The sequence below is a fragment of the Sinorhizobium terangae genome, from assembly GCF_029714365.1.
Lineage (GTDB): Bacteria > Pseudomonadota > Alphaproteobacteria > Rhizobiales > Rhizobiaceae > Sinorhizobium > Sinorhizobium terangae.
In genome coordinates, this window is the sequence record NZ_CP121659.1 from 1,222,657 (window position 1) to 1,245,921 (window position 23,265).

Here is a 23,265-nt window from a genome sequence, read left to right on the forward strand (position 1 = left end):
TTGGTGAGCAATACGGGCGAATGGCAGGGACAAGCTGGAGCAAGGGCACCGATGGAGCCTTTGTGGGAGGGCGAGGCTGCCGATCGCGGACTGCATGAGGAAGCCCTCGTCGTCGATCTTGCCGGATTCGAAGGCCCGCTCGATCTGCTCCTGCATCTTGCGCGCAGTCAGCGCGTCGATCTTTCCCGCATCTCCGTGCTAGCGCTGGCGGAACAATACATCGCCTTCATCGAGCGCGCCCGCTCGATCCGCATCGAGCTTGCTGCCGACTATCTCGTCATGGCCGCGTGGCTTGCCTTTCTCAAGTCTCGCCTGCTGCTCCCCCAACAGGCGAAGGATGAGGGGCCCTCCGGCGAGGAGATGGCTTCGGCGCTGGCGTTCCGGCTGAAGCGCCTTGAAGCCATGCGCGATGCCGCAACAAGGCTCGTCAACAGAAACCGGCTCGGCCGCGATGTCTTCGCGCGCGGGGCGCCGGAACACATCGTTGCCGAAAAGAAATCGGGTTACGACGCGTCCCTCTATGACCTGCTGACCGCCTATGCGAGCCTCAGGCAGCGTCAGGCGATAACGCAGGTGACGATCGAAAAGCGCCATGTCTGGTCGTTGGCCGATGCGCGGCTGATTCTGGCGCGGATGATCGGCAGTCTCGACGATTGGACTGCGCTCGATCATTTTCTCATCCGCTACATGACGAACCCGAAAGAACGCGCAACAGCGATTGCGAGTTCGTTCGCCGCGTCGCTCGAGATGGTTCGCGAAGGAAGGTTGGAGATCCGGCAGGAGGGTGCCTTCGCGCCGATCTATCTGCGGCGCGGTCCAAAACCGATCGATGCGGCAACGCTAGCGGAAATGGAGGCAGCGCGTGGCTGAAGCGCAGAAGTATTTGCCGGGGATGCCCGACGAAGAGGAGGCGCACGAGGCGGTTACCCTGGATCCGAGGCTCGAGCGGGACGCGGAACGGATCGCGGAGGCGCTGGTCTTCGCATCGGCTCAGCCCGTTTCTGAAACCTATATCGCGAGCCGGCTTCCCCGTGGCGCCGACGTCGGGCGGATCATGGCACGGCTGAAGGCACTTTATGCCTCGCGCGGCGTCAATCTTGTGCAGGTTGCCGATCACTGGGCGTTCCGCACGGCTGCCGATCTCTCCTTCGTCGTTCAGACGGACGAACAGGAAGTGAGGAAATTGTCGCGGGCGGCACTCGAGGTGCTGGCGATCATCTCCTATCATCAGCCGGTGACGCGCGCGGAAATTGAGGACATACGCGGCGTGCAGACATCGAAGGGGACGCTCGACGTGCTGATGGAGGCGGGCTGGGTGCGCTTTCGCGGGCGCAGGCGAACCCCTGGACGGCCGGTCACATTCGGAACGACGCGGGATTTCCTCGATCATTTCGGGCTGGAGGAAATTCGCGATCTCCCCGGTATCGAAGAATTGAAGGGCGCCGGCCTCCTGTCCGGGCGTATCCCCTCTAACCTGCACATACCAGTTCCCGCCGGAGAGGACGAACTCTCTGAGAACGAGGATCCTATTACGCAAATGGACCTTGAAGAACTCGGCCTCTTGACACCGAAGGCTGAAGAAGACGATTAAAATCCTGACTAGGAATATCGGCTTTAGACCCGGGTGCCGGCATTTTGCCGCCAAGCCTCCGGTTCAAGGAATGAATGAGCATGGTTTCAGACGCATACAACGGCGCCGTCATGGCAACGCGACGGTCCGGAGTGTCTTTCGCGGCGAGCCTGGCATTCGAGGATATCAGCCACCGCTATCATTCCAAGGAAACGATCAAGGGCGTCACGCTCACGGCCAAAGCCGGCGAGGTGCTGTGCCTGCTCGGCCCATCGGGATCGGGAAAGACGACATTGCTGCGCATCGCTGCAGGCATCGAGATGCAGACCGGCGGCCGTCTCCTCCTGAACGGACAGGAAATTTCCGGCCCTTCGGTCTTTCTTCCGCCCGAGAAGCGCGGCGTCGGGCTGATGTTCCAGGACTTCGCGCTTTTTCCTCATATGACGATCCGCGACAACGTCTGCTTTGGATTGACGGCGCTACCAAAGAAGGAAGCGTTGGTACAGGCGGATGCGGCACTGGAGCGCGTCGGCCTGCTGCATTACGCCGACCGTTACCCCCATGTGCTTTCGGGCGGCGAGCAGCAGCGCGTCGCACTTGCCCGCGCGCTTGCGCCGCGGCCCGCGGTCCTGCTGATGGACGAGCCCTTCTCGGGCCTCGACTCTCGCCTCAAGGATTCAATCCGCGCGGACACGCTCGCCATCCTGCGCGAGACGCGCGCCACCGCAATCGTCGTGACGCATGACGCCGAGGAGGCGATGCGCATGGCCGATCGCATCGCCTTGTTGAAGGACGGGCGCCTGGTTCAGGTCGGTACGGCCGATGAGCTTTATCGCAAGCCGCGCGATCTCTTTGCGGCCGGGTTCTTTTCCGAGATAAATGTCTTTGATGCGCGTGTGCGGGACGGCCGCGTCGAAACGCCCCTCGGGGACGTGCCCGCGGGACATTACAAAGAGGGACAGCCCTTGAGCGTCGCAGTCAGGCTCTCCGGCGTCCACCTCAAGGAGGAGGGCGGCGACATTCCTGCGCGCATCCTGTCGAGACGCTTTCTGGGCGTTGTCGAACTGTTGGAGCTTGCCGTCCCGCAATTCGAGCGTACAGTGCGGGCACGTATCCGCGCCGATCTATTGCCGCAAGGATTGCGTGACGTAACGCTTTCCGTTAGTGAGCGCGACATATTGCTGTTTGAAAAAGACGCCTCAACATCCTAGGGTCCATCAGGAATGAGGGCTTGCCGGCGGCACGCCTGAAAAATGACAACGTGATGGGCTCTGATTGAATCAGGCCCTAAGGGAGTAAGTGCATGGGTTCCTTTAGCATCTGGCATTGGCTGATCGTCCTGGTGGTGATCCTGCTGCTGTTCGGCCGCGGCAAGATTCCGGAACTGATGGGTGATGTCGCCAAGGGCATCAAGAGCTTCAAGAAGGGTATGAGCGAAGACGACGCCGATCCGACCGATAAGACGATCGACGGCAAGACCGTCGAGCACAAGTCTGACGAAGTCCGCTAACGAGCAAAAGCTGGCGAGACCGGGCGGACTGTACCACCCGGTCGATCGCGACACGGTTTTTTAGGGCACGTTGGATGTTTGATATCGGCTGGACCGAGCTTGTTGTTATCGCAATCGTCCTGATTGTCGTCGTTGGACCGAAGGATCTGCCGCCGATGCTGCGGGCTTTTGGGCGCATGACGTCCAAGATGCGCGGGATGGCGGCGGATTTCCGCCACCAATTCGACGAGGCCTTGCGCGAAGCCGATCTGGATGAAGTGCGCAAGACGATCAGCGATGCGCAAAGTCTCAATCCGACCGCGGCGCTGCGGGACGCGATGAATCCGCTGCGCCAGCTCGGAAACGAGATCAAGTCCGATCTGCAGAAGGCGACAACGCCAGACAAGCCGGCGCCACCGGAACCGGTGCAGCCTGCGGTCGAGGCGGTGAAGGCCGAAGCTCCCGTGGAAGCCGTGGCGGAGCCCGCAGAGATTCCTACTGCAACGGCAACCGAAAAGAAGATAGAAGCAAAAACGGCGAAGAGCGTCGGCAAGACGAAAGCCGCGCCTGCGCCGTCGAAGAAGCCAGCTGCCGCAACAACCAAGAAGGCGGCGACCAAGCCGCCGGCAAAGAAAACTTCGCCGACCGGCGAGGGGCGGGCTGAGGCCAAGGCCAAGACGCAGAAGGCGCGTGCGACTTCGCGCAAGAAAGGTGACGCATGAGCGGCGATATCGAGGACCGGCCGCAGCCACTGATCGAGCACCTCATCGAGTTGCGTACAAGGCTGATGTGGGCGATTGGCGCATTTTTTGTCGCCTTTCTTGTATGCTTCTATTTTGCCAAGCAACTGTTCAACTTCCTCGTCCTGCCGTTCAAGTGGGCGGTGAGCTGGGCCGGCCTCAGCCACCGCAACGTTGAGCTCATTTACACTGCGCCGCAGGAATTCTTCTTCACGCAGATCAAGGTTGCGATGTTCGGCGCTCTCGTGATCGCCTTTCCGGTGATTGCCTCGCAGATCTACAAATTTGTCGCGCCTGGCCTCTACAAGAACGAGCGCGCTGCATTCCTGCCTTTCCTGATCGCTTCGCCGGTTCTGTTTCTCATCGGCGGCGCGCTGGTCTATTTCTTCTTCACGCCGATGGTCATGTGGTTCTTCCTGGCCATGGAGCAGGGCGGCGGCGAGGGACAGGTTTCAATCCAGCTCCTGCCGAAGGTATCGGAATATCTCAGCTTGATCATGTCGTTGGTATTCGCCTTCGGTCTGGTCTTCCAGTTGCCCGTCATCACCACGCTGCTTGCGCGCGTCGGTTTCGTCACGGCCCAGGGGCTCGCCGAAAAGCGCAAATATGCGATCGTCATCGCCTTCGTCGTCGCTGCCGTTTTGACGCCGCCCGATCCCGTGTCCCAGATCGGTCTTGCGCTGCCAGCCATCCTTCTCTACGAAATTTCCATCTATACGGCGCGACTCGTCGAAAGACAGCGCGAGAGAGACGCTCTCGCAAGCGAGATCGCTTCTTCGCAGGAAAGTTCCTCCGAGACGGCCGGACCCGCGAAGGGCTGACTGTCTGACGTTTTCGCGCCGTGACCTACAGCACCGCGCATCCATTCGGACGCGCAAAGGTCGCTGTAGCACTTTGAATCGTTGCAAGAGTTCTCCTCAGATCGGATCCGGTTTGAGGAGAACTCGTGCTGTAAACAACGCGTGGGACGATTATGCTCGATATCAAATGGATCCGTGAGAATGCCGATGTGCTCGACGCCGCCCTGGCGAAGCGGGGCGCGGAGCCGTTGTCTGCGTCCTTGATCGCGCTCGATGAGCGTCGTCGCGCCATCCTTCAATCACTGCAGGACATGCAGTCGCGTCGCAATGCCGCCTCCAAGGAAATCGGCGCGGCGATGGCGCAAAAGAACAGCGAACTGGCCGAAAAGCTGAAGGCCGAAGTCGCTGATCTCAAGAACACCATGCCCGCGGCCGAGGAAGAAAGCCGCCGCATCGAGGCCGAGCTCGCGGATGCCTTGTCGCGCATTCCGAACGTCCCGCTCGACGATGTTCCTGTCGGTGCCGACGAGGCGGCCAATGTCGTGACCCGGATCGTCGGCGCAAAACCGACCTGGAACCACAAGCCGCTCGAGCATTTCGAAATCGGTGAGGCGTTGGGGCTCATGGATTTCGAAGGCGCCGCGCGGATCGCCGGCTCGCGCTTCACCATCGTGAAGGGGCCGCTTGCCCGCCTCGAACGGGCGCTCGGCCAATTCATGCTCGACCTGCACACGCAGGAACACGGATATGTCGAGGTGCAGCCGCCGCTGCTCGTCCGTGACGATGCGATGTACGGGACCGGGCAGCTGCCGAAGTTTGCAGAGGATCTCTTCCGCACGACGGATGAACGTTGGCTGATCCCGACGGCGGAAGTTCCGTTGACGAACATGGTTCGCGAGCAGATCCTCGAAGGAGAAAAGCTGCCGTTGCGTTTCACCGCCTTGACACCATGCTTCCGTTCGGAGGCCGGTTCTGCCGGACGCGATACCCGTGGCATGCTGCGTCAGCACCAGTTCAACAAGGTGGAGCTGGTCTCGATCACCGATGCGGAAAGCTCGATTGACGAACACGAGCGGATGACCGCCTGCGCCGAGGAGGTGTTGAAGCGCCTGGGACTGCACTATCGGGTGATGACGCTTTCGACCGGCGACATGGGCTTCGGCGCGCGCAAGACCTACGACCTTGAGGTCTGGTTGCCGGGCCAGGATACCTACCGCGAAATCTCGTCCTGCTCGGTCTGCGGGGATTTCCAGGCGCGCCGCATGAACGCGCGCTACCGCACGAAGGAGGAGAAGGGAACGAAGTTCGTTCACACGTTGAACGGCTCCGGCGTTGCGGTTGGCCGCGCGCTGATAGCTGTTATCGAAAATTACCTGAACGACGATGGCTCCGTAACAGTGCCGGACGTTCTTGTTCCCTACATGGGCGGCCAGCGGCGCATCGAAAAAGCCGCCTGAACGCGAGGAAGCGGATGAAAACTGGAATGCGCATCCTGCTGACGAACGACGACGGCATTCACGCCGAGGGGATTTCCGTGCTGGAGCGGATCGCACGGACGATATCCGACGATGTGTGGGTCGTCGCTCCCGAGGTGGATCAGAGTGGTCTCGCCCATTCGCTGACGCTCTCCGAGCCTCTGCGCCTGCGCCAGGTTTCGGAACGGCATTTTGCCCTTCGGGGGACGCCGACGGATTGCGTGATCATGGCAGTGCGGCAAATTCTCGACCGCAAGCCGGACCTCGTCCTTTCGGGCGTGAACGTCGGAGCGAACCTTGCCGACGACGTCACCTATTCCGGAACCGTGGCTGGCGCGATCGAAGGCACACTGCAGGGGATCCGTTCGATCGCGCTCAGCCAAGCCTATCAGCATACGATTGACAGGGCCGTACCATGGGACGTGGTCGAAAGCCATGCGCCGGCGCTCATCCGTACGCTGATGGATATTGAGCTGCCCGATGGAACATTGATCAATCTGAATTTCCCCAATTGTCCGGCCGACGCGGTGGCCGGAACGGACGTCACATCACAGGGGAAGCTCGAATTCGGATTGAGCATCGACGAGCGCGTCGACGGCCGGGGATTTCCCTATTTCTGGCTGCGCTTCGGTGAGCGCGCCGGCGATTTCCGAGACGGAACCGACATTCACGCTTTGCGCGAGAACAAGATCTCGGTAACTCCGCTTAAACTGGATATGACTGACTATACCGTCCAGGATCGCATCGCACGCGCATTGCGGGAAGGGACTGTCGCTTGAACGGACGCGTTTCGCAGCAGGAAGGCTTCGCGGCGATGATGCTGCGACTGCGCGGCGAAGGAATGGCGAATCATGACCTGCTGAAGGCGGTCGAACAGACGCCGCGCAGCCAGTTTGCCCCGCCGCAATACCAGGCCGAGGCCTATTCCCAGCGATTGATACCGCTCGATTGCGGGTCGTTCATGGAAGGCTACGATTTCGCCGTCCGGCTGCTGCACTGCCTCAACATCAAGCCGGGGCAGCGCATTCTTGAGGTCGGTACCGGCAGCGGCTTCACCGCGGGCGTCATGGGTCGTCTCGCCGAACGCGTCTTGACGATCGATCGATATCAGACGCTGGTGAGTTCGGCGCAAAAGAACCTAGAAAAGTCTGGCATTCGCAACGTCGTCGTGAGGCAGGCCGACGGCAGTGCAGGAGTGCCGGGCGAGGGCACGTTCGACCGCATCCTCATCACCGCGGCATTCAACAGCCTGCCCCGCATGTTTTCCGACCATCTGGTCTCCGGCGGAACCTTGCTGGTCCCAATCATGATGAGCGAAACGCTCTGCCGGATCGTTCGCGTCAATCGCACCGGCAGCCGGTTCGATCGCGAGGATCTATTCGACGCGCCTTACCTCCCGATCGTACCGCAACTCGCATCATTCCTCTGACGCGCATGGCCGCCCCGATCTACGCGCCCTTTGCGCGTCTGATCAGACGCGCGGCGCTGTAGGTCGCTCGCCCCTTTCCCGTATGAAAGGTTAATGGCTTCTTAACCAAATCCAGCCTCGCGCAAGCTTGCCGCCATAGGCCAGAACGGCACGACGGCGCGCGATAGGCGCGTGTTCTGCTTTTCTCGTTAGATCGTGCATATGGCGGAGACGGCGGATGCAGATTGCGAACAGGTTGACTGCGGCAACGGCCGGCGACGGCTTGGGCAATCTCGCCGGGCGTTCGGCGGGCGAGGTTGCGACCGGGAACAAGGATGAGAACGGCGCGCAAGCCTCTCAAACGGGCTTCTTCGATCCAACGCCACGTATCTCTCTTTCGGTTGATGCTCTCCTCTACCTCAGTCGAACGAAAAAATCGCCGGAACGATTGCCGCCTCTGACAAGGGATGAGTGGAACAACAATCCTTCGCCCCAGCTGGCATCGCGCGAATACCAGGCTTTTGGCAGGTTTGCCGAGACCGGTGACTACAAGGCTTATTATGGAGCCTTCATCGATTATTACGATAGTCTGCGTCCGGAGGACCAGAACAGCTTGCGCTACTTCGGGACACGTGAGGCGGCTGTTGCCGGTTTGCGATCACTTGAATACGACGCCGAAAGCGGTCTGGATGTAGACGCCAATTTCCAAGCCCTGGTCAGCGTTTTTCTCGATGAGGATAAGGCAGTTCATGCGGAAAGCCCGCCTTCGGCTCTGCGGGCGGATGGCCGGGGTTTTGACTGGAACAAATCCAACATCAGCTATGAAGATCAGCCGCCTGAGCCCAGATCCGTGTCGGAGATCGAAAGGCTCTATTCCGAGCTCTTCTGAGCGGTGTTGCAAGCGTCCTTCCCTACTGCACGATCCTTAAATCGGAATCGACTTAAGGACAAAACCATGCAGCAATTCAAAGTGCTACAGCGACCTTTGCGCGTCCGATTGGGCGCGCGGCGCTGTAGAGGCAACGAAAGGCGCGCCGGCTATGGTTAGCATTTCGTCAAATTAGGTGCCGCCCTTAACCGAGCGGTAACTCTAATGCGCTTTAATCATTCCACAGCGAGTTGCGTTCGGAGTGGGTAAGCGTCATGCGTAAATTTGTATCTCCCAGTGCAGGGAAGTCCACGATCCGCCTGTGTGCGGCGATCTTGCTGGCAGGCGCTGCTACCGGTTGCAGCTCGGATGTCAGCCGCTTCAACGGGCTTTTTTCAAGATCTGACGACATAACGACCAGTTCCATCCCGCAAAATACGATGCCGGTGCCGCAGGGCGATGTCGCCGGCGGACAGCTTGCGGCGGCTCCGTCGGGCGGAGGGGATGCGTCCTATGGACAGCCGTACCCGGTCGCCGGCCAGAGCGCCGTTTATAACCCGGCGCCCGTCTCCAGCGCGCGTGTCGCCTCTACTCCGATGAGCGTGCAGCGCACAGTGCTGGCAGATCCATCCACGGCGGCGCCGCAGCCGCAGACGCTTCCGGCGCAACGGCAGGCGCAACCCGTTGCTGTCGCCAAGGCTGAGACTCTGTCTGCAGCGCCCAGGGAGACGGCGAGCAAGGGCGGTTGGGGCACGCAGAACGCGCCCGCGGTTCTGGTTCGCCAAGGCGATACAGTCGCCTCCCTTGCCAAGCGCTTCGGAGTTCCGGAGAAGGAAATACTGAGGGTGAACGGGCTGAAGTCGGCTGGCCAGGTAGAACCCGGTCAGCGTCTTGTCATCCCGACGTTCGGAGTTGCGAGCAGTGCCGCGAAAGCGGCTGCCTCCAACTCAATCGCCGACATCGATGGCGGCCAGCAGCGGCCGTTGCCACTGCCGGCGGACAAGCGCGAAGCGGCGATCCTTCCCGGCCAATCGCAGTCGCGTGAAAAGAACGAAAGCCGCAGCGATGTTGCCGCAGGCAAGCTTGCCTCCAAGGGAGAAGGTAGTGGCGGCGACGGCCTCTACACCGTCAAGCCGGGTGACTCGCTGAACCGCATTGCCAAGGCGAATGGCGTATCGGTCAGCGCTTTGAAGCAGGCAAACGGTCTGAACGCCGAGGCGATCCGCGTCGGCCAAAAGCTGAAGATGCCGGGTGCCGCGACTCCCGCGACCGATGCGATGGCAACGGCGTCAGTGCCGACCAAGAAGGCGGAGACCAAGGTTGCTTCGCTCGATCAGAGCAAACCTGCCGAATATAAGCCACCGGTCGCCAGGGAGAGCGTTTCGGAAGTCGCGACCAAGACGACGGACACTGATGAGGACCTGCCGAAGTCCACCGGTATCAGCAAGTATCGTTGGCCGGTGCGCGGCGCGGTCGTTGCCGGGTACGGCGCGAATGTCGACGGCAACCGCAACGACGGCATCAACATCTCCGCACCGGAAGGCACTCCGATCAAGGCGGCCGAAAACGGTGTGGTCATTTACTCCGGCAGCAGCCTGAAGGAACTGGGCAACGCCGTTCTGGTGCGCCACGACGACGGCACGGTCACGGTCTACGGCAATGCCTCGGAACTCAAGGTCCAGCGCGGACAGAAGGTGCAGCGCGGACAGACGCTTGCCGCCTCCGGCATGACCGGCAAGGCGACCCAGCCGCAGGTGCATTTCGAGGTGCGCAAAAACGCTACCCCGGTGAACCCCACAACCTATCTCGAATAGAGAATTTCAGGAATTGATCCGGACCGGCAAAACTATGCCGGGTCGCCGAGTTGTCGACGCAGCCGGCCGGCCAGATCCTGAATGAACTGCCAGGCGACGCGGCCGGATCTCGATCCGCGCGTCGTTGCCCATTCCAGCGCATCAGCGTGGAGCGTCTCTCGGTCGACCTTCAAGTCGTAGTAACGGGCGTATCCGTCGATCATCGCGAGGTAATCGTCCTGGCTGCACTTGTAAAAGCCCAGCCAAAGACCGAAACGGTCAGACAACGAAACCTTCTCCTCTACCGCCTCCGACGGGTTTATCGCGGTCGATTGCTCGTTTTCCATCATGTTGCGCGGCAGCAGGTGCCGGCGGTTGGAGGTGGCGTAGAGCAAGACGTTGGCGGGGCGGCCTTCCACACCGCCGTCGAGAACCGCTTTCAGCGACTTATAGGACGTGTCGTCGTGGTCGAAGGAAAGGTCGTCGCAGAAGACGATGACCGGCATCGGTGCCGCTTTCAGGATCTCCATCAGAGCTGGCAGGGTCGCGATGTCTTCGCGGTGCACTTCGACAAGTTTCAATGACGTGCCGGTTTCGTGCGCGACCCGCGCGTGGACCGCCTTGACCAGCGAAGACTTGCCCATGCCGCGCGCACCCCAAAGAAGCACGTTGTTTGCTGGATAGCCCTCAGCGAAACGAAGCGTGTTGTCGAAAAGGATGTCGCGAACGTGATCGACGCCGGTGATCAGTGCGAGGTCGATGCGGTTCGGCTTTGCGACCGGCTGCAGATGGCGATTGCTCGGGGCCCAGACGAAGCATTCCGCCTGGCTCCAGTCGTTCACGGCCGGCGCCGGGCCCGCGATCCGCTCGATAGCCGCCGAAAGCTTCTGCATCTCATTGATCAGTGTGTCGATCTTGTTTTCCTGCATCGGCCTGCCTCCGGTATTCGCCCTGCGCTTGCGGTCGCGCTGAGTGCGTCTTTAATTCTTTGAATTGCCGTAGGGTTTGCCTCCGGAAATCGTCCGTGGAGGAAGCCGCGCGGCAGCTTTTTTCCGGTAGCACGGCGGTTTGCGCTGGAAAAGGCCAAGCGCGCGTGTTCAGGGGGTTCTCCTCCCGCGGAATTTGTGTCAGAGGCAGGGGAAACGGATAGGGGCAGGCGATTTGCGTCGTGGCATCGCACCCCTATATTCCGGCCGATTTCGCGCGGGGAGGATCCGCGCAATTTGAACTTAAGGAGCGATCGATGTTCATTACCGAAGCTTTTGCGCAGACCGGTGCCCCAAGCGCGGGCGGCGCAGACATTTTGATGTCTATTCTGCCCTTCCTCCTGATCTTCGTTGTTATGTATTTCCTGATCATCCGCCCGCAGCGTGCGCAGATGAAGCGTCGCGAAGAGTTGCTGAAAAACATTCGTCGCGGGGATCAGGTCGTCACCGGCGGCGGCATTGTTGGCAAAGTTACCAAGGTCGTCGATGATGCGGAACTCGAAGTCGAGATCGCCGACGGCATCAAGGTTCGCGTCGTCCGCAGCGGGGTTTCCGAGGTCCGCGTGAAGGGCGAACCGGTCAAGGAATAATCCGGGCACGAACCGCAACCGGCAGAGCCGGCGCATGGAGCATTTAGAGCATGCCCAAGTTGTCGCCGCTGAAAATCGCGATTATTTGGCTCGTCGTTCTGGCCGGCTTTGTTTTTGCCCTACCGAACCTTTTTTCAAAGGAAGAGCTTGCGGAATGGCCCGATTGGGTGCCGCAACGGCAAGTGCCGCTCGGGCTTGATCTCCAGGGCGGTTCCGATTTCACACTGAGAGTGGTCCGCGATGACATCATCGCCGAACGGCTCGAAACCACGATCGACGCGATCGGCAAGGCGCTGAGGAATGCCGACATCGCCTACGCCGGCCTGTCGGGCAGCGGGCAGGCGATCCAGTTCCGCCTTCGCGATGCGACGAAAATGGCGGCTGCGCGCGATGCATTGCGCCAACTGACCGCTCCCGTCGATAGCGCCGGCCTCGTTCGCAATCAGATACAGGAACTGGTTCCGGAAGGGGCGGAGCAGGGCGATGTCGTTCGCCTGCGGCTCACCAACGAGGGGATAGACCTCAGGATGGCCTCGGCTATGACCGAAGCCATCGACGTCGTGCGCCGGCGCATTGCTGAAGTCAGTATCGCGGATCCGTTGATAAGGCGCCGCGGCAATGATCGTCTTGTCGTTCAGGTGCCTGGGTTGGACGATCCGCAACGGTTGAAGGATTTTCTGAGTCAGCGCGCCGAGCTCACCTTCCGGTGGCTCGACCCATCGATGCCGGTGCAACAGGCGGTTGATACGAGGCCGCCAGCGGCAAGTGAGATCCTCTATTCGCTTGATGATCCACCGATTCCCTATCTGGTCGAAAGGCGGGCCTTCGTTGCGGCCGAGGATTTCGCCGACGCGCAGCCTGATTACGATCCGCCAACCGGTGAGCCCGTTGTCAGCTTTAAGCTCAACGCCGACGCGCTGGCGCGCATCACGCCGCTTGTGGAGGCCGATTCAAAAAGGCAGTTCGCGATCGTGCTTGATGGGCAGGTGGTGTCGACGCCACGGCTTGCCGAGGCGGTTACCGGCGGCACCGGCCGGATCGCCGGAAATCTGTCCGAGGACGGTGCCAAGAACCTCGCGGCCTTGCTGCGCGCGGGACCGCTACCGGCGAACCTGACCGTGGTCGAGGAGCGTACCGTCGGCCCTGGTGTCGGAACCGACGCGATCGCAAGCGCGCTCAAGGCCGGCACGATCGCCGCGCTCGCCGTCGCAGCGTGCATGATCGCATTCTATGGCTTCTTTGGCGCAATTGCGGTGGTCGCCGTCATCGTGAATGTAGTGCTGATCGTTGCGGTGCTCTCTCTTGTCGGCGCGACTTTGACCTTGCCGGGGATCGCGGGGATCATTCTCACCATCGGCGTGGCAGTCGATTCGAACGTTCTCATCTACGAGCGCCTTCGTGAGGAGGCGCGCGGCCCCGGACCCTTGCGAAAAGCGCTCGACACCGGCTTTTCGCGCGTCTTCAGCAGCATCGTCGACGCCAACCTGACGATGGCGATAGCCGGCGCCATTCTGTTCTATTTCGGCTCCGGCGCCTTCCGCGGTTTTGCCGTAACGCTCGCGATCGGAAGCGTGACGACGATCCTGACAGCCCACAGCCTGACACGCCGCTTGGTCCGCGGATGGTATCGCCGCCGCCGGCCCACGCGATTGCCCCGGGGCATTCGCACAGGCTTCTTCAGCGAGGCGGACATCCGGTTCATGGCGATCCGCAATCCGGTTTTTATTCTGATGGCAGCGCTCTCGCTTGCTTCGCTGATCTTGATGGTCAGCCTGGGCCCCAACTTTGGGGCAGATTTCAAGGGCGGATCGATAATCGAGCTTCGCGCGAAGTCCGGTGTGGCCGACAGCGCGGACATCCGCGCTCGTCTTGACGAGCTGAACCTCGGGGAAGTCCGGGTTCAAGAACTCGGCACGGAACGAGATGTCCTCGTCCGCGTTCCTTCACAGGAGGCCGGCGACAATGCTGAGCAAACCGCGATCGGATTGGTGCGGGCTGAACTGGAGGATCAGTACACATTCCGTCGGGTGGAGGTTGTCGGACCGGCCGCTTCCGACGAACTGACACGCGCCAGCAGCCTGGGTATTGGCGCGGCCGTCCTGGCCATTCTGCTCTATGTCTGGATCCGGTTCGAATGGCGATTTGCGCTCGCTGCAATGATAGCAATCTTTCATGACGTCTTGCTGACCGTCGGCTTCCTTGTCGTAACGCGTATCGAGTTCAACCTTGCGAGCATTGCCGCCTTGCTGACCATCGTCTGTTATTCGTTGAACGATACCGTCGTGATTTACGATCGCATTCGTGAGAATTATGTGCGCTATCAAAAGATGTCGCTTTCGGTACTGATCGATGCGTCGATCAACCAGACACTTTCGCGCACTGTTCTGACGGCTCTAACGACGATATTGGCGCTTGCGGCGCTCTACCTGTTCGGCGACGGTTTGCTTCGCTCCTTCAGCATGACGTTGCTTTTCGGCGTGGTTGTCGGGACGCTCTCGTCGATCTATATCGCGGGCCCGGTTCTCATCCTATTCAACCGCCGGGGCGGCCGCGGGCAGGATCCCGCTCGCGGCGGCGAAGAGCCGGCGGACACAGCAGCAGGGACGGCCTGACCATGGCAAAAGGCATCGAAATTCGCGAAGCGCACTTTCCCGGGCGGGCGCCGATAGACGCCTATGGAAACGGCGGCTTCCGGTTTGCAGACATGTCTCACCGCGGCTCGGTCCTGATGTTGCCGTCCGGCATCTATGCCTGGGATACAGTCGAGGGTGATCCGCTTTCGGTGGACAAATTCAAACGTGTGTTGGACGAAGCGCGTGAGATCGAAGTGCTGCTTGTGGGGACGGGGCGCGAAATCCGACCCTTGCCGGCCGAGCTGAAGGCGGCCATGCGCGCTCAGAACATCTCCTCCGATCCGATGAGCACCGGGGCGGCGGTCAGAACCTATAACGTGATGCTCGCCGAATCGCGCGCCGTTGCCGCGGCCCTGATCGCGGTGTGATTTCGAAGGAAGCTCAGCGTGCAAAAGGCCGATACCGAGATTCTCGCAACCTTGCGGGACACAGATCGCGATCGTTACCTGGCTTGCCTGCTTTCCCCACCTGAAAAGCGACGTTCGCTCGCAGCTCTCTATGCCTTCTACGCCGAAATCGCCCGCGTGCGCGACTTGATACACGAGCCGCTTCCCGGCGAAATCCGCTTGCAATGGTGGCGTGACATTCTGTCGAACGAGCAATCGAGCGGCGAGGGACATCCGCTGGCCGAGGCGCTTTTGGAGTGCATTCGCGAACATCATCTGCCCGCTGCAGTGCTCGAGAACATGGTCGATGCGCGGATTTTCGATCTTTACGACGATCCGATGCAGGACAGATCGGCGCTGGAAGGCTACGCCGGTGAAACGGCGTCCGCCCTTATACAGCTTTCCTCGTTGATCCTTGATCCGCCGAACGCCGCCAAGTCGGCAGAGGCCGCCGGACATGCCGGAGTCGCACAGACGATCGCCGGCCTCCTTTTGCTCCTGCCAATTCATCATCGGCGTGGCCAGGTCTACCTTCCTGCAGATCTCTTGCGTGCGACCGGGCTGGACCGGGATACGTTTTTGGCAGCCGACGACAGCGAAGCCATAGGTAGAGCGATTCACGCATTCTGTGGCTTGGGCAGAGATCATCTTGCCAAGGCGCGGCAAGGCATCGGCTCGATCTCTCCGCAGAATTTCCTCGCTTTCACCCCGGTGGCGTTGGCCGAGCCGGTGTTCGACCGGGCGGAAAAAGCAGGCGCGCGTCTGCTTCGGCAGCCTTTCCAGCCGCCCCAATGGCAGCGGCAATGGCGGATGTGGCGCGCGATCCGTCGCAAGCGGTTCTGAACCGGCGCCGGAGTTGCATTTGGTCAAGCTGGCGCAAGTCTCACATCGTATAGGCAGGAGCTACCGGATTCATGCCGTCCGAAAGGGGCTTGTGTGATGTTGTGGCTGTTGCTCATCGCGGTGGTCGTCGCCGTCGGAGCGTTCTACATGCGGATGAACGCCCGTGCCGAACGGGATTTCGAAAATCCTGACGCAGGCTCCGCAATGGTCGAGTTTGGCCGCGCTTTCCCTGACGAAGCAATCCGGGCCTTGCACTCGACAATCGACAGGAAGGCGATCTTCCTTCGGCTGCACGACGGCAAGGCGGGTTTTATCCAGTCGCACGGCACCCACTACGTTTGCCACGTTATCCATCCTGGCAAGGTGCGGGTGAACAGTTCCGAAAGCGGACGCGGATTGATCGTGCACTTTCCGGATTTCGCCTATCTGGATAACGCGTTTGAGTTCCGGACCGCCGAAGAGGCGGCAGAGGTCTCGCTCTGGCTGCTCGGCAGCTTCAGCCCTCAGTCGGACTTCAGCGATGAGCCATCGGTGCAGGCGGCCCAGGCGAACGACCACTGCGTGATTCCTTAAATCGGAATCGATTTAAGGACAAAAATCATGCAGCAACTCAAAGTGCTACAGCGACCTTTGCGCGTCCGATTGGACGCGCGGCGCTGTAGTGTATGTCGCCCGAAAGTGTGCAGCGGTTTCGGGGCAACGAATGCATGAAAAAACGTAAAGCACGTCGCATGCCTCGAGATTGAATGCGACGTGCTTTAAGCAGTCTTGAGGGCCGGAAGGGCGAGCCAGTTTGCGCAATCGCTGAGAGCCCGCGAAGCCGTCGCCTGCTTCTTTGCAAGCGCCTTCTCTTTGCCGCGAAAACGCTTGGCGCCATCCGGCTTCGTCAGAGCGCCCGGCTCCAGCGGCGGAAACAGGCCGAAATTGACGTTCATCGGCTGGAAGGAGCGCTTGCCCGGTTCGTCGTCGGAGACGATGTGTCCGCCGGTAATGTGATTGAGAAGCGCGCCGAAGGCGGTTGTCTCCGGTGGCGGCACTGGGGTTTCGCCCTTTCGCTCGGCTGCCGCGAACCGGCCGGCAAGGAGGCCGATGCTGGCGCTCTCCACATAGCCCTCGCAACCGGTGATCTGGCCGGCAAACCGTAGGCCCGGTCGAGACTTGAGCGTCAAGGTCGCATCGAGCAGCGTCGGCGAATTGATGTAGGTGTTGCGATGCAGGCCACCGAGGCGGGCGAACTCGGCCTTTTCAAGCCCGGGGATCATCCGGAAGACTTCCGCCTGCGTGCCGTATTTCAGCTTCGTCTGGAAGCCGACCATGTTGTAGAGCGTGCCGAGCGCATTGTCCTGGCGAAGCTGTACGACGGCATAGGGCTTGACGGCAGGATTGTGCGCATTGGTCAGCCCCATAGGCTTCATCGGACCGTGACGCAGCGTTTCGCGGCCGCGTTCGGCCATGACCTCGATCGGCAGGCAGCCGTCGAAATAGGGCGTGCCTTCCCATTCCTTGAAACCGGTCTTGTCGCCGGCGATCAAGGCGTCGACAAAGGCGTTGTACTGCTCCTCGGTCATTGGACAGTTGATATAGTCCTTGCCGGTGCCGCCAGGGCCGACCTTGTCGTAGCGCGACTGGTGCCAGCAGATATCCATGTCGATCGTATCGGTGTAGACGATCGGAGCGATCGCGTCGAAAAACGCGAGTGCATCAGCGCCGGTTTCCTCGCGGATCGCCTCGGCGAGAGCCGGCGCGGTGAGGGGACCGGTGGCGATGATCGCAAGATCCCATTCCTTCGGCGGCAGCCCGGTGATCTCCTCGCGGACGACCGTGATCAAAGGGTGACTGTCGATCGCGGCGCTGACGGCTGCAGAGAAGCCGTCGCGATCGACGGCGAGCGCTCCACCGGCGGGCACCTGGTTGCGATCGGCAGCCTCCATGATCAGCGAGCCCGCGAGTCGCATTTCCGCATGCAGCACGCCCACAGCATTGCTGGTCGCGTCGTCGGAACGGAACGAGTTGGAGCACACGAGTTCGGCAAGACCGTCGGTCTTGTGGGCATCGGTGCCGCGCACGCCGCGCATTTCATGCAGGATCACCGGCACGCCGGCTTGGGCAATCTGCCACGCGGCTTCTGATCCGGCGAGGCCGCCGCCGACGACATGAATGGGGGAATAGGAAGTGTTTGCAGTCATGGGCGGCTTCCTATCACAGCCGCGTTCTGGTTCCAATTGCGAAGAAACGAAAACGGCGCCATCAGGCGCCGTCTTGGATGTTTGGATGTTCGTTCCGATTAGCGGAAGGAACGGGCCGCAATGTTGCGGATATCGTAGCGGGTAATGCCGATATCGCTGAGCGCGTGGTTCGAGAGGCTGCCGAGCTCGGCAACGGTGCGGCGATAGTTGATCCAGCTTTTTGCAATGCGAATCGGGTTCATGGTCGTATCCTCAAGATCGGTTTGTCGCGACAGTGATTTGTCTGCGTCGTTGAGGTTCTTATACGCTTGTCTAATTGGAAGATGGAGTGCAAAGAAAATGCATCTGCTATGCGTTTGTGCAGTGCATCGCCGATTTCGTGAGCACCGCACTCCCGCCGCTCGAAAACGCGTCAGAAGTTAACAGTGCCTAAATTCCACGGCTGCGCGTTAAACTCTTGGGGTTTTAAACAGTTTTTCGTGCTGCGCCGGCACTGAAGAGCTTGCGAACCCGAGCAGTCGATGGGCGCTCGATTGGGCGTCGAGAACCGCTTTCGCACGTGCGAAGCGGGCGCTTTCACGCGATGGTCGAGGACGAAAGAAAAAACGCCCTCCGGGTGGCCGGAGGGCGTTTCAGAAATGGGGTATTCGGTGCTCGGGCTTACTTGACGGCCTGGCGCGCGACATAAGGAATGTCGCTGCGGCCGATGCCGAGGTCGTTCAGCTCACGGTCGCTCATGCGGCCGAGTTCGTTGCAGGTCTGACGATACTTGCGCCAGTTGTTGAAAGAACGTGCGAGGTCCATGATCCTATCCTTTCTAGGGTCGTTTGCCAGCGCTCTATCTCTCTTGCTGGCCGTCATCTGATGGTCTGAAATATAATCGATTTGATCGGCAGATACAGAGACAATGCTGCATCGCACCCATGCGCCGATTGCAATCCTTCGTCTGGCCGTTGACTCGCCCCTGACGGCAACCGTGGGCTCGGCGTCGCCGACCTGCATCGACGGTCGCAGGTGCATGAATCCAACAGCGAAAAGAGGCGCAAAAAGCAACGCCCGCTGGGGGAGGAGGTCCAGCGGGCGTTGCTTTGTTCTGATTGGCAACCGGGAGGAGGAGTGTCGCCAATCCGTATCGGGGTGCGCTGGGAGGAGGAGTGCGCCGCCCCGATCGATGGCTGTAAGGTAAGCTGCGATACGCGTTTTGTGTAGAGGCGCGCACCGAATGGCACCCATGCATAATGCGCATGGCTTGAGAGCGCAATGCCGTGGAACTGCTTCAATATTGTGCAAATGGGCTCTCGCGAGCTAATGGTCAGGCGGAGCGGCAAACAGCAAAACGCCCGCTGGGGGAGGAGGTCCAGCGGGCGTCATGTAAGTGATTGGCAACCGGGAGGAGGAGTGTTGCCAATCTTATCGGAGAAGCGTTGGGAGGAGGAGTACGCTGCTCCGAATTCGTCGAGCTTTCGCTCGGGTCTTTCCGGGGTTTCCGGAGGCGGGCGACCAGTCCCGCCAGCGTCCGTTCGGCTCGTCACCTCTCGTCGCCTTTGATGATTTGAATATAGCCATCTTAAATCGATTTGTGCAGTGCAATATCCGCATGGAAGATATGCGGCGCGCGCAATCCCGCTACGGGGCCCCCGACAAGTGAAATCATCTCGCGGCAGGGAAATAGCTCCGTTGATTTTTCTCGCCATTTTCACCGATTTGCTGTTCTCTAAAACCGGCCGGGCGTCGGGAAGGCGTCGCCGAGAGTACGGATCCGGAGGTGGGATGTATCGCGGACGCATGGAACGAGATCTGAAGCGCTGGGTGGATCTCGGCCTGCTTCCGCATTCCTCCGCAATTGCAATGCTTGCGGAATATGATGCGCGCGAATCCACGTTCAGCGTCGGCCGGGTCCTCCTGGCGCTGGCAGCGCTTCTGCTATCGGCCTCGCTCTTGCTGCTCGTCGCGGCGAACTGGGAAGCATTGCCGCGTCTTGCCAGGGTCGCAGGCGTTGTCCTGTTGATCTGGCTCTTCCATTTTCTCGCCGCCTATTTCCTCGGGCGCGGAGCCAAGGCGGTCGGCGCGGCTCTGCTTATTCTCGGCACGATGTCCTTTGGTGCCGGCATCGCGCTGGTCGGGCAGATGTATCATCTCTCTGGCGACGCGGCGGATGCGATGCTTCTCTGGTTCGCCGGGGCATGCCTGTCGGCGGCGGCCTTCGCGTCGGCTGCGGTCACGACGATTGCCGCGTGCCTTGCCTGGGCGTTTCTCATTACGCTGTTCGAAAGCGGAGGACTTGTTCCGGCGATCGAATCTTATTTCTGGCTCGTGCCGGTCCTGGCGGTCATCGTGCTCACGCTGGTCCGGTATACCGATGCGGGGCGCACGCGCCATTTGGCATATCTTCTCTGCGTTGCATGGCTCGGCGCGCTCTACGTCGACAACCCGGAGCTCTGGCTCGCAATCACCTTCTTCGCCGCCGGGTTCATTGCCTTTCTGCTCGCGTCGCTGCCGCGATCGCCGTTTTACCGTCTGGCGTCCGAGACCGGTTCCGCGCCTTCGTTCTACTCCTTCGCAGTCGCCGTCATCGGCCTTGTGGCCCTGCAAAGCGAAGCAGAAGGCGCGTGGGCGGAGACCGCCGTCGGCGTCGGCCTGCTTGCCTTGGCCCTCGTAGGCATCGGTCTTGCGGGCGCGCGTAACGGGGCAATTCGTTATTTGGCCTACGCGGTATTTGCAGCGGAGATCTTGTATCTAGCGTTCGAGACGCTCGGATCGATCCTCGGAACATCGGGATTCTTCCTGATTTCAGGGGTGGTCGTTGCACTTGTGGCGTGGCTCGTCATCCGTGTCGAGCGCAGGCTTGGGCGAGTGGGGGAGGCTTCTCAATGAGCGGTGCTTTGCCTGTCTTCCGCTGGCGCAATCCCTTCGTTGCGGCCCTGGTGGTCGCTGTGCTGCAGACCGCCGTGCTTGGATACATGATCGAAAGCCGCGCTTCGATCCTGCGCAACGGCAAGGATGTGCTCCTGCGGAGCGCACCTATCGACCCGCGCGATCTCCTGCGCGGCGAATGTGTAACCCTGACATACGATATTTCCCGCATTTCGCCCGACATCATTGTGGCCGGTTTGCCTGACGAGGCTGTGAAGGCGGAGCTGTTCGTGCGGCTAAAGCAGCAGCCGGATGGTTTCTGGGGTCCGGTAGAGGCATCGTTTGGGCCGCTCGCGCAAACTGCGGACAGCATCGTCATCAGATCACTACCGTTCTCTTACTATCCGTCAAATGGCGCGCCGCCGCCAACGCTCTATCCGAATTTCGGTATCGAGCGCTATTACGTGCCGGAAGGAGAGGGCCGCGTCCTCGAAACGGCACGCAGTGCCCATGCGCTTTCCGTCAACGTGCGTGTGGATTCGGATGGGCGTGCACAGGTCCGGAAGGTTTCCATAGATGGAACACAGGTCTACGAGGAGCCGCTCTATTAATGGTCCGCGTTACCGCGAAAGAACTTCATTTTATTGCCGGTTTCTTGGTGGAGAATAATCAAGGCAACGGCGAAGACGCGGGCGTGCATTATCGCGCATTTTCTCTTTGATCCGGCAAAAACGAGTGATATAGAGACGCCGCGCTCGGGAAAGCCCGAACCCTTCGCATGTCCAGAATATCCGCGGTGCTCCCGCTGGTTGTCTTGCGGGAAATGCGATCAGGCGGTGTGGTTGTCTGAACGCGGGTATGGTGAAATTGGTAGACACGCCAGATTTAGGTTCTGGTGCCGCAAGGCGTGGGAGTTCAAGTCTCTCTACCCGCACCAGGACAACAACTTGCCAAACGTCGGAATTCGGCGGTGAAGAGGGTAGGCGGAGTGCCATTTTGCTTGCAAAACGGTCAAGGAATTGCGTAAAGCCACTCCCGGCAAATGGATCGGCTCACGTGCTCGCCAAGCCTTTCGAGGCAAGAGCACTGTCAACGTGAAGTGAAGGTTTGAACATGCAGGTTATCGAAACGCTCGCTCAAGGGCTGAAGCGCGAACTCAAGGTCGTTATCCCGGCCAAGGACATGGAAGCTCGTATGAATGAGCGTCTGGCCGAAGTGAAGGACCGCGTCCGCATCAACGGCTTCCGTCCGGGCAAGGTGCCGGTCGCGCATCTGAAGAAGGTCTACGGCAAGTCGATCATGGCTGATCTGGTCAACGAGATCGTTCGTGAGAAGCCGACCGAAATCCTGACGGAGCGTGGCGAGAAGTCGGCAACCCAGCCGGAAATCGCGATGACCGAGGACGAGGCGGAAGCCAACAAGATCCTCAATGCCGAAGCCGATCTCGAATTCACGGTTGCCTACGAGGTCATCCCGAAGATCGAACTCAAGGATGTGAGCGGCATCAAGGTCGTCCGCGAAGTCGTCGACATCGCCGAAGACGAGGTCAACGACCAGATCCTGCGCATCGCCGAAAGCGCCCGCACCTACGAATCCAAGAAGGGCAAGGCTGCTAACGGCGACCGCGTCACCATCGACTATCTCGGCAAGGTCGACGGCGTCGCCTTCGACGGCGGCAAGGACGAGGATGCCGAACTGGTGCTCGGCTCGAACCGCTTCATCCCGGGCTTCGAAGAGCAACTCGTCGGCGTCAAGGCCGGTGACGAAAAGACGATCACCGTAACCTTCCCGGCCGACTATCCGGCCGCAAACCTCGCCGGCAAAGAAGCGACCTTCGACATTACGGTGAAGGACGTCGCTGCCGCCGCTCCGCTCGAAATCAACGACGAACTCGCCACCAAGCTGGGCCTCGAATCGGCAGACAAGCTGAAGGAAATCGTTCGCGGCCAGATCGAAAGCCAGTACGGATCGGTCACCCGCCAGAAGGTCAAGCGCCAGATCCTCGACCAGCTCGACGAGCTCTACCAGTTCGAGACGCCTGAGCGCCTTGTAGACGCCGAGTTCGAAAACATCTGGCGCCAGATCAACACCGACCTTGAGCAGGCCGGCAAGACCTTCGCCGATGAAGAGACAACGGAAGAGGAAGCTCGCGCCGAGTATCGCAAGCTTGCCGAGCGTCGTGTCCGCCTCGGCCTCGTTCTTTCCGAAATTGGTGAAAAGGCCGGCGTTCAGGTGAGCGACGACGAAATGCAGCGCTCGCTGTTTGAACAGCTGCGCCAGTTCCCGGGCCAGGAAAAGCAGATCCTCGATTACTTCAAGAACACGCCCGGCGCCGCTGCTTCGCTGCGCGCGCCGCTGTTCGAAGAGAAGGTCGTGGACCATCTGCTTTCCGAAATCTCGGTAACCGACAAGTCGGTCTCCAAGGAAGAGCTGATGGCTGACGACGAGGAAGCCGATGGCAAGCCGGCCACCAAGAAGGCGCCCGCCAAGAAGAAGGCTGCGGCAAAGGCCGAAGCTGCTGAAGGCGAGGAAGCTGCCGCACCGAAGAAGAAGGCTCCGGCAAAGAAGAAGGCTGCTGACGAGAGCGCCGAATAATCGGCTTTTCTTCTACGAGAGTTCAAAGGCCGCCTTTCGAGGCGGCCTTT

The 23,265-nt window shown here is 60.5% G+C and carries 23 protein-coding genes and 1 tRNA gene; 20 read left to right on the forward strand and 4 right to left on the reverse strand.

The features are described from left to right. Positions 1-51: 51 nt before the first annotated feature. The 11 genes from QA637_RS05835 to QA637_RS05885 all read left to right on the forward strand — a co-directional run bounded on the left by QA637_RS05835 (position 52) and on the right by QA637_RS05885 (position 10,164). Complete coding sequence (locus QA637_RS05835) at positions 52-870, forward strand: segregation and condensation protein A (protein ID WP_153442421.1); 819 nt, start codon at positions 52-54, stop codon at positions 868-870. Further along, positions 863-1,591: an SMC-Scp complex subunit ScpB gene (gene scpB, locus QA637_RS05840; RefSeq protein WP_184108821.1), complete on the forward strand. Its 729-nt coding sequence runs from the start codon at positions 863-865 to the stop codon at positions 1,589-1,591. The genes QA637_RS05835 and scpB overlap by 8 nt, the downstream gene beginning before the upstream one ends. Before the next feature lie 80 nt (positions 1,592-1,671). Further along, a complete protein-coding gene (locus QA637_RS05845) occupies positions 1,672-2,781 on the forward strand; it encodes an ABC transporter ATP-binding protein (protein ID WP_153442392.1) in 1,110 nt (369 codons plus the stop codon). 92 nt (positions 2,782-2,873) lie between these two features. After that, positions 2,874-3,080 carry a twin-arginine translocase TatA/TatE family subunit gene (locus QA637_RS05850; protein WP_153442393.1) on the forward strand — a complete coding sequence of 69 codons (207 nt, stop codon included), beginning with the start codon at positions 2,874-2,876 and terminating at the stop codon, positions 3,078-3,080. A 74-nt stretch (positions 3,081-3,154) separates the two neighbouring features. After that, positions 3,155-3,781, forward strand: coding sequence for a Sec-independent protein translocase protein TatB (gene tatB / locus QA637_RS05855; RefSeq protein WP_153442394.1), 627 nt, complete (start codon positions 3,155-3,157; stop codon positions 3,779-3,781). Then, on the forward strand, positions 3,778-4,620 hold the full coding sequence (tatC, locus tag QA637_RS05860) for a twin-arginine translocase subunit TatC (RefSeq protein WP_153442395.1): 843 nt from the start codon (positions 3,778-3,780) through the stop codon (positions 4,618-4,620). Before tatB ends, tatC begins: the two co-directional genes overlap by 4 nt. A gap of 152 nt (positions 4,621-4,772) precedes the next feature. Continuing rightward, on the forward strand, positions 4,773-6,056 hold the full coding sequence (gene serS, locus QA637_RS05865) for a serine--tRNA ligase (protein WP_153442396.1): 1,284 nt from the start codon (positions 4,773-4,775) through the stop codon (positions 6,054-6,056). Positions 6,057-6,082: 26 nt separating this feature from the next. Beyond that, on the forward strand, positions 6,083-6,853 hold the full coding sequence (gene surE / locus QA637_RS05870; protein WP_153442422.1) for a 5'/3'-nucleotidase SurE: 771 nt from the start codon (positions 6,083-6,085) through the stop codon (positions 6,851-6,853). A 35-nt stretch (positions 6,854-6,888) separates the two neighbouring features. Further along, complete coding sequence (locus QA637_RS05875) at positions 6,889-7,503, forward strand: protein-L-isoaspartate(D-aspartate) O-methyltransferase (protein ID WP_428843128.1); 615 nt, start codon at positions 6,889-6,891, stop codon at positions 7,501-7,503. Positions 7,504-7,720: 217 nt separating this feature from the next. After that, the gene (locus QA637_RS05880) at positions 7,721-8,371 is read left to right on the forward strand and encodes a biotin biosynthesis protein BioC (RefSeq protein ID WP_153442398.1); all 651 of its coding nucleotides are present in this window, start codon (positions 7,721-7,723) and stop codon (positions 8,369-8,371) included. Positions 8,372-8,625: 254 nt separating this feature from the next. After that, the gene (locus QA637_RS05885) at positions 8,626-10,164 is read left to right on the forward strand and encodes a LysM peptidoglycan-binding domain-containing M23 family metallopeptidase (RefSeq protein WP_153442399.1); all 1,539 of its coding nucleotides are present in this window, start codon (positions 8,626-8,628) and stop codon (positions 10,162-10,164) included. Positions 10,165-10,196: 32 nt separating this feature from the next. Here the strand turns inward: QA637_RS05885 and QA637_RS05890 are convergent, their stop codons facing one another. Then, positions 10,197-11,072, reverse strand: coding sequence for an ATP-binding protein (locus QA637_RS05890; protein WP_153442400.1), 876 nt, complete (start codon positions 11,070-11,072; stop codon positions 10,197-10,199). A gap of 314 nt (positions 11,073-11,386) precedes the next feature. Between QA637_RS05890 and yajC the strand changes: the two genes are divergently transcribed. From yajC to QA637_RS05915, 5 genes are all read left to right on the forward strand, one after another. Next, positions 11,387-11,719, forward strand: coding sequence for a preprotein translocase subunit YajC (gene yajC / locus QA637_RS05895; protein ID WP_153442401.1), 333 nt, complete (start codon positions 11,387-11,389; stop codon positions 11,717-11,719). A 50-nt stretch (positions 11,720-11,769) separates the two neighbouring features. Continuing rightward, positions 11,770-14,331 (forward strand): protein translocase subunit SecDF, encoded by a 2,562-nt coding sequence (gene secDF, locus QA637_RS05900; RefSeq protein WP_153442402.1) that lies wholly within the window; start codon positions 11,770-11,772, stop codon positions 14,329-14,331. A gap of 2 nt (positions 14,332-14,333) precedes the next feature. After that, complete coding sequence (locus QA637_RS05905) at positions 14,334-14,720, forward strand: Mth938-like domain-containing protein (protein WP_283064282.1); 387 nt, start codon at positions 14,334-14,336, stop codon at positions 14,718-14,720. A gap of 18 nt (positions 14,721-14,738) precedes the next feature. Next, positions 14,739-15,581, forward strand: a complete 843-nt coding sequence (locus QA637_RS05910; RefSeq protein WP_184108823.1) for a phytoene/squalene synthase family protein — start codon at positions 14,739-14,741, stop codon at positions 15,579-15,581. Positions 15,582-15,677: 96 nt separating this feature from the next. Further along, positions 15,678-16,154, forward strand: a complete 477-nt coding sequence (locus QA637_RS05915; protein WP_153442404.1) for a hypothetical protein — start codon at positions 15,678-15,680, stop codon at positions 16,152-16,154. A gap of 185 nt (positions 16,155-16,339) precedes the next feature. On the opposite strand, the gene trmFO is transcribed toward QA637_RS05915, so the two are convergent. The 3 genes from trmFO to QA637_RS05925 all read right to left on the reverse strand — a co-directional run bounded on the left by trmFO (position 16,340) and on the right by QA637_RS05925 (position 18,571). Next, entirely contained in the window at positions 16,340-17,767 is a 1,428-nt protein-coding gene (gene trmFO / locus QA637_RS05920) for a methylenetetrahydrofolate--tRNA-(uracil(54)-C(5))-methyltransferase (FADH(2)-oxidizing) TrmFO (protein WP_153442405.1), read from the reverse strand. 98 nt (positions 17,768-17,865) lie between these two features. After that, positions 17,866-18,009, reverse strand: a complete 144-nt coding sequence (locus QA637_RS30970; RefSeq protein WP_136504522.1) for a DUF1127 domain-containing protein — start codon at positions 18,007-18,009, stop codon at positions 17,866-17,868. Between the two features lie 418 nt (positions 18,010-18,427). Continuing rightward, complete coding sequence (locus tag QA637_RS05925; RefSeq protein ID WP_167528387.1) at positions 18,428-18,571, reverse strand: DUF1127 domain-containing protein; 144 nt, start codon at positions 18,569-18,571, stop codon at positions 18,428-18,430. A gap of 966 nt (positions 18,572-19,537) precedes the next feature. On the opposite strand from QA637_RS05925, the gene QA637_RS05930 reads away from it, so the two are divergent. The 4 genes from QA637_RS05930 to tig all read left to right on the forward strand — a co-directional run bounded on the left by QA637_RS05930 (position 19,538) and on the right by tig (position 23,215). Beyond that, complete coding sequence (locus QA637_RS05930) at positions 19,538-20,641, forward strand: DUF2157 domain-containing protein (RefSeq protein ID WP_153442406.1); 1,104 nt, start codon at positions 19,538-19,540, stop codon at positions 20,639-20,641. Continuing rightward, a complete protein-coding gene (locus QA637_RS05935) occupies positions 20,638-21,231 on the forward strand; it encodes a GDYXXLXY domain-containing protein (RefSeq protein WP_153442407.1) in 594 nt (197 codons plus the stop codon). The genes QA637_RS05930 and QA637_RS05935 overlap by 4 nt, the downstream gene beginning before the upstream one ends. 241 nt (positions 21,232-21,472) lie before the next feature. Next, a tRNA-Leu gene (locus QA637_RS05940) sits at positions 21,473-21,557 on the forward strand. 176 nt (positions 21,558-21,733) lie between these two features. Continuing rightward, complete coding sequence (gene tig / locus QA637_RS05945) at positions 21,734-23,215, forward strand: trigger factor (protein ID WP_153442408.1); 1,482 nt, start codon at positions 21,734-21,736, stop codon at positions 23,213-23,215. Positions 23,216-23,265: the final 50 nt, after the last annotated feature.